Here is a 7,189-nt window from a genome sequence, read left to right as displayed (position 1 = left end):
CGAGGCGCTCCGCACGCTGATCGAGGGCGGCACGCAGGTGCATCGCCTGCCGGAGGAGGTGCTCGCGAAGGGCGCGATTCTGGCGGAGGAAATCCTCTCCGGCCTCGCCGCGAAGGATGCGCTCACCGCGCGGATCGTCGCAAGCTATCGGGGCGCGCGCAATTCCTCGGCCCGGGCCTGGGAGGTGCTGGCGCGGAGCTGATGCTCAGCGATTGAAGCGCACCAGACCCGCTTCTGCCACGCGATAGCCCGTGAGCGCCGCGGCGCGGCGGGCGAAATCCGGGCTGCGCATGAGCGCGAACAGCTTCTGCGGCCCCGGCTCGAAATAGGTGCGGCGACGCATGGCAAGATCGAATTTCTCCCAGGCCAGCGAGAGGAAATCAAGGCCCTGCGCCTTCGCCGCCGCGCGCGTGGCGATGCCGCAATCGGCCTCGCCGATGCGGATGGCATAGGCGAGATCATCCCCTGTGGGGTAGACCGGCATGCCCGCCGTGAGGCGCGCGAAATCCAGCCCGGCATCGGCGAAAAGCTGCTCCGCCAGTTGTTGAGCGCCCGCTCCCGGCTGGCGCAGGCCAAGCCGTGCGTTCCCGGCGGCGAGATCCGCGAGGCTCGCGAGCCTCCCGGGATTGCCCGGCGGCAGGAGCAGGCCCTGTTCACGCTCGGCGAAGGCGATCAGCACGCCGTCCGTCAGCGCGCGGGAATCGCGGAGGATAGCGACATTCGCCGCGTCCTCCCGGCTGTGGAGGTGGATGGCCGCAAGGCCCGCGGCATTCGCCTCGAGCTTGCGGAAACCGGAAAGCGAGCCCTCGCTGAGCAATGCGAGCCCCGAACCGGATTGCCGCAACGCCCATTCCAGCAGTGGATCATGGCTGCCGCCGACGATTGCAGGCGCGGCTTCGAGCACCAGCCCAACCGGCCGCGCGAGGCCGGATTCCACCCAGCGATCGAGCGCCGCGCGCGGGAAAATCCATTTGCCAGTGACCTTGGAGCAGGGCACGGCGCCTTCGGCCACGAGTTCATAGAGCTTGCGCTCCTTGATGCCGAGATAGGCCGCAGCCTGCTCCGTGCTCAGATAAATTTCCATGATTTGCCCTGCGTTTGAATGCGCATATATGCACAGATTACAAAACTTGAAAACCAGGCAGATCACGGCCTATCACGCAGGCAGAAACTGGAAGTGGTCACGCTCGCGATGGATGTCACGACAGCCTTTTCGGAAGCCCTTGGCCTGATCTTCGGGGCCGATCCCAAATTCCTGCAGATCGTGGGTTTGTCGCTCCGCGTCACGCTCACGGCCGTGCTGCTCGCGGCGATCATCGGCCTGCCGCTTGGCGCGTGGCTTGCGGTCTCCCGCTTTCCGGCCCGGAACCTGGTGATCATCTTCATCAATGGCATGATGGGCCTGCCGCCGGTGGTTGCGGGGCTGATGGTGTTCCTCCTGCTTTCGCGCTCCGGGCCGCTCGGTGCCTGGGGCCTGCTCTTCACGCCCACGGCGATGGTCATCGCGCAGGCCCTTCTCGTGCTGCCCATCGTCATCGCGCTCACGCGCGGCACAACCGAGGAACTCTGGCGCGAATATCGCGAGCATCTCACCTCGCTCGGTGTCAGCGGTTTGCGCGCCGTGCCCACATTGCTGTGGGATGGGCGGTTCGCGCTGGCGACCGGCCTGCTCGCGGGTTTCGGCCGCGCCAGCGCGGAGGTCGGCGCGGTGCTCATCGTCGGCGGGAACATCGCGAATTACACCCGCACCATGACCACGACCATCGCGCTGGAAACATCCAAGGGGGATCTCCCGCTCGCCCTCGGCCTTGGCCTCGTGCTGATGGGGCTGACCTTTCTGATCAATGGCCTCGCCTTTGGCGCGAGCCGCATCGGACAGAGATTTGCGGGGTGAGCATGCGCGCTCCTGCCTCCATCCTGCCGCTGCGGGTCGAGAGCCTCGCTTTCGAGGCTGAAGGCAAGAGCCTGCTCGGCCCGCTGAGTTTCGAGCTGCCCAGGGGCGGGATCACCGCGATCATCGGCCCGAATGGCGCGGGGAAATCCGTGCTGTTGCGCCTTTGCCACGGGCTCATCGCGCCGGCTTCGGGCCGCGTGAACTGGGCGGCGGAGGAGGCTATGCGCGCGGGCCGAAAGCGCCATGCCATGGTTTTCCAGCGCCCGGTCATGCTGCGCCGATCCGCCCGCGCGAATCTGCAGCACGCAGCCTCGGTGACGCATGCAGGGCGGCGCGTGGAGGATGCGCTGGAACGCTTCGGCCTTGCGAGCCTGGCGGAACGCCCCGCTCGGCTCCTCTCCGGCGGCGAGCAGCAGAGGCTGGCCCTCGCGCGTGCATGGCTGCTCGAACCGGAGGTGCTCTTCCTTGATGAGCCGACCTCCCAGCTTGATCCCGGCGCGACGCGGCAGATCGAGGCCAGCCTCGAACGCCTCGCGGCCGAGGGTGTGACCCTGCTGATGACCACGCATGATCTCGGGCAGGCACGCCGCCTCGCGCGACGCGTGCTTTTCCTCAATCGAGGGGCGCTGGTGGAAGACGCCGAGGCCAGCGCCTTCTTCGCCGCGCCCCGCAGCGAGAAAGCCCGCAGCTTTCTCGCCGGCGACCTGCTCTGGTGACGGATTCCGAAAAAGCACGAGCCGGAAAGGGAGAGGCCTGGGGATGATCGCGGCCTGACCCCTGGCTTCGCCAATGGCTCCACGTCGTCGCAGGCCCCGGGAAACCAGCGCCGGTCGAGGAACCAAACCGCCCCGTATTTCAATCATCGGTTGGGACGGGCGCCAGTTGCCCATCCACCACATGCAGGCGGCGCGAGGCGCGCCGCGCGAGATGCGGATCATGCGTCACGATGATCACCGAGAGCCCGGCCTCGCCCACGAGGGTCTGGATGATGCCGAAAACCTGCTCGGTCGAGGCGGTGTCGAGATTGCCGGTGGGTTCGTCCGCGAGGATCACCTGCGGGTCGTTTGCGAGCGCACGGGCAATCGCCACGCGCTGGCGCTGGCCGCCGGAGAGCTGGTCCGGTCGCTTGTGCGAATGCTCCTTGAGGCCGAGCCGCGCGAGCAGATCCAGGCCACGCGCCCGCATTGCCTTGTCCGAGAGCTTGCCGAGCGCGCGCATCGGCAGCGTCACGTTGTCGAGGGCGGAGAATTCGGCGAGCAGGAAATGGAACTGGAAGACGAAGCCGAGCGTCTCGAGCCGAAGCTTCGCGCGGATATCCTCGTCCATCCTCGCGGTGGATTGGCCGAGGATGAGGACATCGCCGGAGGTGGGCGTATCCAGCAGGCCCAGAAGATACATCAGCGAGGATTTGCCCGAGCCGGAGGGGCCGGTGATCGCCACGAACTCGCCGGGATTGATGGCGAGATCAATGTCGCGCACGAGGGTGGTGTCGATCTCTCCGCGCAGCACGCGGGTCGCCTGCCGCGTCTCGATGAGGGGCGTCATGAGGCCCCCCGGATGATCTCGACCGGGTTCACGCTCGCGGCCTTCCGTGCCGGCAGCCAGGCTGCGATGAGCGAGGCCCCGAGCGCGATCAGCCCCGCGAGGCCGTAATGGAGCGGCGAATAGATCACGGGCAGGCGCGTGGCATCGCCAAAAGGCGATTTGAATTCCACCGCGCCCAGGCCTTTCGTCATCAGGAATCCCAGCAGGAAGCCCGCGAACATGCCGAGCAGGCCGATCACAAGCGCCTCCAGCACGAAGATGCGCCGCACCAGCGCCGAGCGCAGGCCCAGCGACTTCAGGATCGCGATGTCACGCGTCTTCTCATGCGTGATGGTCGAGATGATATTGTAGGTGCCGAAGGACGCGACCAGCAGGATCGCGCCCACCACCGTATACATGATGAAATTGCGGATGTTGAAGGCGTTGAGCAGATCCTCATGCGCCTCCTGCCAGGAGACGGCCTTGTAGCCCGTCTCGGCCTCGATGCGGCTCGCGAGTTCGCGCGCGGACAGGGCGTCATTGGCCTTCAGGCGCAACCCATTGATGAGCCCGGTCTGTCCCGCAAGGATCTGCGCAGAGCGGGTCAGCGCAAAGATCTGGCTGTCATCGATCTGCGCCACGCCCGTGCGGAAAATCCCGACGGCGGTCGCTGTCATCGTCTTCCCGCCCGAGGAGGAAATGGAGACCGTGTTGCCCACGCGGATGCCCAGCCTCTCGGCCATGCGCGCGCCCAGCAGAATCGCGTTCGAAGCCTTCAAGAGGTTGTCGAGGCCGCCCTCGACCATCTTGCTCGCGATGTTCGAGACCTCCGCCTCGCGCTTGGGATCGATGCCGAGCATCACCGCCCCGACATCGCGTCCTGCCTGCCGCACGAGGATGTTCACGCGCACGGAAGGCGCGACCTTCGCGGGCGCCCAGCTCTCGATCTCGGCCATCACCGCGAGCGGGTTCTTGATGCCGCGACGGCGATCCACCGTGGAGAGGTTCGAGATTTCCACCTCGTCATAGATCAACGCGGCAGGCTGCCGGGGCGGGGTGCGCCGCTCGTCGCTCACCGTGATATGGGGAAGGGAATCCACGAGTTGCGCGATGAAATCGCGCTGCGACCCCTCCATCAGCGAGGCCATCATCACGGAGAACGCCACCCCGGTCGCCACGCCCAGCACGCCCACCAGCGTCTGCCGCAGGCGTGAACGGATATGCGTGATGGCGATGTCGATCGCGAGGCCCATGCGCCCCCCTATCGCGCGATGCGCACGGATTGGCCATCGCGGAATTCCGCCTTCACCGGCGAGGCGACCACGCCGCCCTCCGCAAGGCCGGATGTCACTTCCACCAGGCGGCTGCCCCGAATGCCCGTCTCCACCGGCATCTGCTTCAGCTTCCCGTTCTCCACCGTGAAGACGCTGGCCTTGCCGCCGGCATTGCGGATGGCCTCGGCGGGCACCAGCAGCACGGCCCTCTTCTCCCGGATGATGATGTTCGCTTCCACACTCATCCCGATCCGCAGCGGGCTCGCCTCATGCGCGCTACGCAATCGTCGAACGTCGGGATGGTGGATTTACCGTAGAGCTGAAGTCCGTGAGCTACGACTGGTTGTCAGCAGCAGCGCTAGCGGAGCGCCGTGAACGGCCTGACTGGGTCGCCGCACTACGGACTGGGCGCGCTTGAACCGCACCGGCGAGCAGGTCCGGGCATTTCACGAACATTCGTCGTAGCAGTCGCGGTCATTGCCGGGAATATGTCCCATGCGAGGAGCCTATCTCGGCGGAACGCATCACGGAATTCCTCACGACCTGCCACACGGTCAGCCCGAGTTTCGCACCGCGTGAGCTGTCACGACCCGAAACCGAACTTGCTGCATAAACAGCATCTGTTTATGCACGTCCATTATGAATCTACAGGACATTCAAGCCTTTGTGGCGGTTGCGGAGACAGGTTCGGTGAATCGCGCCGCCCTTCGGCTCAATCTGACGCAACCGGCTGTTACGCGCCGTATCCAGAGTTTCGAAGCGGCTCTTGGTGACGGGCTTGTGTTCGACCGCACCGTGAAGCCCGCCATTCTCACGGCAGCTGGGCGTCATGTGCTCGAACATTGCAGGCGCGTTCTTTCCGCTGTCGCGGAATTGGAATCTTGCGCGTTGAGCGCGGCGGATCCTTCCGGAGAATTGAGGATTGGGGTAGCGCATGGGCTTGGCGAGATGGTCTTGACCACGCCGCTCGATGCCATAAGGCGCAAGTTTCCCCGCATCCGCCTGCAAGTCAGCTCGAACTGGAGCGCCGGGCTCATCGGCGACTTGCGGGGTGGCAGCCTGGACTGCGCAATCGGCTTGTTGACCGAAGCGCACAACATCCCTGTCGGGCTGGCAGCGTCGCCGCTCGGGGCCGAACAGGTCGTGATCGTGTCGGCATCCAGAACGCCCACCAGGCGCGACGGAACTCCGTGGCGGCTCCGCGAACTTGCGGGAGAAAGTTGGTATCTCAACCCGCCTGGCTGCGGCTGCCGCGCCGCTCTCGGGCGGGCGCTCGACCGCCAGCAAGTGCCGCTGACGATTGCCGCTGAAATCTTCGGCGAGGACCTTCAGCTATCCCTTATCGCACACGCTGGCGGCTTGGGCCTCGTGCCGGCGCGTCTGTTCGCGCACAGCCCTCATCGTCATGGCCTGCAAATCCTGGAGGTGGCTGATTTCGTTGTTCCGGCCACAGTGTCGTTGATCAGAAGCGCCCTGCCTGGGCGGTTCGATCCGGCGATTACGCTGCTGGTCGATGAACTGCGGGCAAAGCTCTCCCTGTCGGATAAGACATAATCATTATTCTAAATATGCATTTTATTTATTTCATGGGCGCATATATATTCCGCTGAGATCGCGGAGGGCAAGGCCGACCGGCCACTGCTATCTGCGCATCCGTTCCCTCTCGTAAAGGTGCGCACCCGTGATTGTCACCGTGTTCCGTTCACGCCTGAACCCTGATGCCCAGGAGGAATATGGGCCGATGGCCAAGCGCATGAGCGAGCTGGCCCGGACGATCCCCGGCTATGTCTCCCACAAGGGCTTTGTCGCAGAGGACGGCGAGCGGGTGACGATTGTCGAGTTCGAGACGGAAGAAGCCCTGCACCAGTGGAGGATCGATCCAGAGCACGCCAAGGCCAAGAGGCGCGGCATCGAAAGCTTTTTCAGCGACTACAAGTTCCAGATTTGCCAGGTCATCAAGTCCCGCGCCTGGGCCGTGAAATCTCCCCGATCGTGATGCGCGCCCTGAGAAAGGGCCAAGCGTCGATCTTCAACATGACGCGGAACATGAAGGGCGAGGCGCTTCTCGTCGAGCGCGCCTTCGGCATCGGTCCATCTGCCGTGGCCGAAGCCGTGCAGCTCACCAAAGCGCAGCTCGAACCAGTCGCCGCATAACCGGAACGATCGTCGGAAAGCGCGCTGGCGCACGCCTCACGCCAAAGTTTGCAACAGAGCCTAAATGCGCACCATAAGCACAACATCATTCAAAGCATTGGGTTCAATTCGAGCTGACTCGACAAGTGAATAAGACGTTTGTGCGCCATTTACTATCTGAAAATCTTCAAACCTAAGTGTTGGGTTGGTATGACCTTTATTATACGAGAAACTTTTACAGGTGATTGTCACACCATTATTGAGATACCAAAATAGATAACCATCATTTGATGTTTCTGTGCTTATAATTGATTGATTGTATCCGCCTTTTGAACCGCCCCTAGCCCGTCTTATTCATGAGGGG

9 protein-coding genes and 2 pseudogenes are annotated in these 7,189 nt (G+C 64.1%); 6 read left to right on the top strand and 5 right to left on the bottom strand.

Features of this window, described 5'->3' with window-relative positions:
• Window positions 1-202 (top strand): annotated as a pseudogene (locus ACKODO_RS05955) (hypothetical protein); the annotation flags it as partial.
• 3 nt (window positions 203-205) lie between these two features.
• On the opposite strand, the gene ACKODO_RS05950 reads toward ACKODO_RS05955, so the two are convergent.
• Window positions 206-1,084 carry a substrate-binding domain-containing protein gene (locus tag ACKODO_RS05950; protein WP_408982531.1) on the bottom strand — a complete coding sequence of 293 codons (879 nt, stop codon included), beginning with the start codon at window positions 1,082-1,084 and terminating at the stop codon, window positions 206-208.
• Window positions 1,085-1,192: 108 nt separating this feature from the next.
• Between ACKODO_RS05950 and ACKODO_RS05945 the strand changes: the two genes are divergently transcribed.
• Together ACKODO_RS05945 and ACKODO_RS05940 are read left to right on the top strand one after the other, a co-directional pair.
• Complete coding sequence (locus ACKODO_RS05945) at window positions 1,193-1,894, top strand: ABC transporter permease (RefSeq protein ID WP_408982533.1); 702 nt, start codon at window positions 1,193-1,195, stop codon at window positions 1,892-1,894.
• 2 nt (window positions 1,895-1,896) lie between these two features.
• Complete coding sequence (locus ACKODO_RS05940; RefSeq protein WP_408982530.1) at window positions 1,897-2,610, top strand: ATP-binding cassette domain-containing protein; 714 nt, start codon at window positions 1,897-1,899, stop codon at window positions 2,608-2,610.
• 139 nt (window positions 2,611-2,749) lie between these two features.
• Here the strand turns inward: ACKODO_RS05940 and ACKODO_RS05935 are convergent, their stop codons facing one another.
• The 3 genes from ACKODO_RS05935 to ACKODO_RS05925 are packed head-to-tail and all read right to left on the bottom strand — an operon-like array spanning window position 2,750 to window position 4,937.
• The gene (locus ACKODO_RS05935; RefSeq protein ID WP_408982529.1) at window positions 2,750-3,439 is read right to left on the bottom strand and encodes an ABC transporter ATP-binding protein; all 690 of its coding nucleotides are present in this window, start codon (window positions 3,437-3,439) and stop codon (window positions 2,750-2,752) included.
• Complete coding sequence (locus ACKODO_RS05930; RefSeq protein ID WP_408982528.1) at window positions 3,436-4,671, bottom strand: ABC transporter permease; 1,236 nt, start codon at window positions 4,669-4,671, stop codon at window positions 3,436-3,438. The genes ACKODO_RS05935 and ACKODO_RS05930 overlap by 4 nt, the downstream gene beginning before the upstream one ends.
• An 8-nt stretch (window positions 4,672-4,679) precedes the next feature.
• A complete protein-coding gene (locus ACKODO_RS05925; protein WP_408982527.1) occupies window positions 4,680-4,937 on the bottom strand; it encodes a hypothetical protein in 258 nt (85 codons plus the stop codon).
• A gap of 394 nt (window positions 4,938-5,331) precedes the next feature.
• Between ACKODO_RS05925 and ACKODO_RS05920 the strand changes: the two genes are divergently transcribed.
• From ACKODO_RS05920 to ACKODO_RS05910, 3 genes and pseudogenes are all read left to right on the top strand, one after another.
• Entirely contained in the window at window positions 5,332-6,246 is a 915-nt protein-coding gene (locus tag ACKODO_RS05920; RefSeq protein ID WP_408982526.1) for a LysR family transcriptional regulator, read from the top strand.
• A gap of 127 nt (window positions 6,247-6,373) precedes the next feature.
• Window positions 6,374-6,688 (top strand): antibiotic biosynthesis monooxygenase family protein, encoded by a 315-nt coding sequence (locus ACKODO_RS05915; protein WP_408982525.1) that lies wholly within the window; start codon window positions 6,374-6,376, stop codon window positions 6,686-6,688.
• Window positions 6,685-6,846: pseudogene (locus ACKODO_RS05910) on the top strand (IS6 family transposase); the annotation flags it as partial. The gene ACKODO_RS05915 and the pseudogene ACKODO_RS05910, both read left to right, overlap by 4 nt.
• A 60-nt stretch (window positions 6,847-6,906) precedes the next feature.
• Here ACKODO_RS05910 and ACKODO_RS05905 read toward each other — a convergent pair.
• Entirely contained in the window at window positions 6,907-7,179 is a 273-nt protein-coding gene (locus ACKODO_RS05905) for an AIPR family protein (protein WP_408982532.1), read from the bottom strand.
• Window positions 7,180-7,189 lie beyond the last annotated feature (10 nt).

The sequence above is a fragment of the Rhabdaerophilum sp. genome, assembly GCF_046092605.1.
Lineage (GTDB): Bacteria > Pseudomonadota > Alphaproteobacteria > Rhizobiales > Beijerinckiaceae > Rhabdaerophilum.
This window is presented reverse-complemented; position numbering and strand designations above follow the sequence as displayed.

Bases quoted from the DNA above. Each gene is read 5' to 3' on its own strand.
- ACKODO_RS05940 (WP_408982530.1), top strand. From the start codon at position 1,897: ATGCGCGCTCCTGCCTCCATCCTGCCGCTGCGGGTCGAGAGCCTCGCT.
- ACKODO_RS05935 (WP_408982529.1), bottom strand. From the start codon at position 3,439: ATGACGCCCCTCATCGAGACGCGGCAGGCGACCCGCGTGCTGCGCGGA.
- ACKODO_RS05930 (WP_408982528.1), bottom strand. From the start codon at position 4,671: ATGGGCCTCGCGATCGACATCGCCATCACGCATATCCGTTCACGCCTG.
- ACKODO_RS05920 (WP_408982526.1), top strand. From the start codon at position 5,332: ATGAATCTACAGGACATTCAAGCCTTTGTGGCGGTTGCGGAGACAGGT.
- ACKODO_RS05945 (WP_408982533.1), top strand. From the start codon at position 1,193: ATGGATGTCACGACAGCCTTTTCGGAAGCCCTTGGCCTGATCTTCGGG.
- ACKODO_RS05950 (WP_408982531.1), bottom strand. From the start codon at position 1,084: ATGGAAATTTATCTGAGCACGGAGCAGGCTGCGGCCTATCTCGGCATC.
- ACKODO_RS05925 (WP_408982527.1), bottom strand. From the start codon at position 4,937: ATGAGTGTGGAAGCGAACATCATCATCCGGGAGAAGAGGGCCGTGCTG.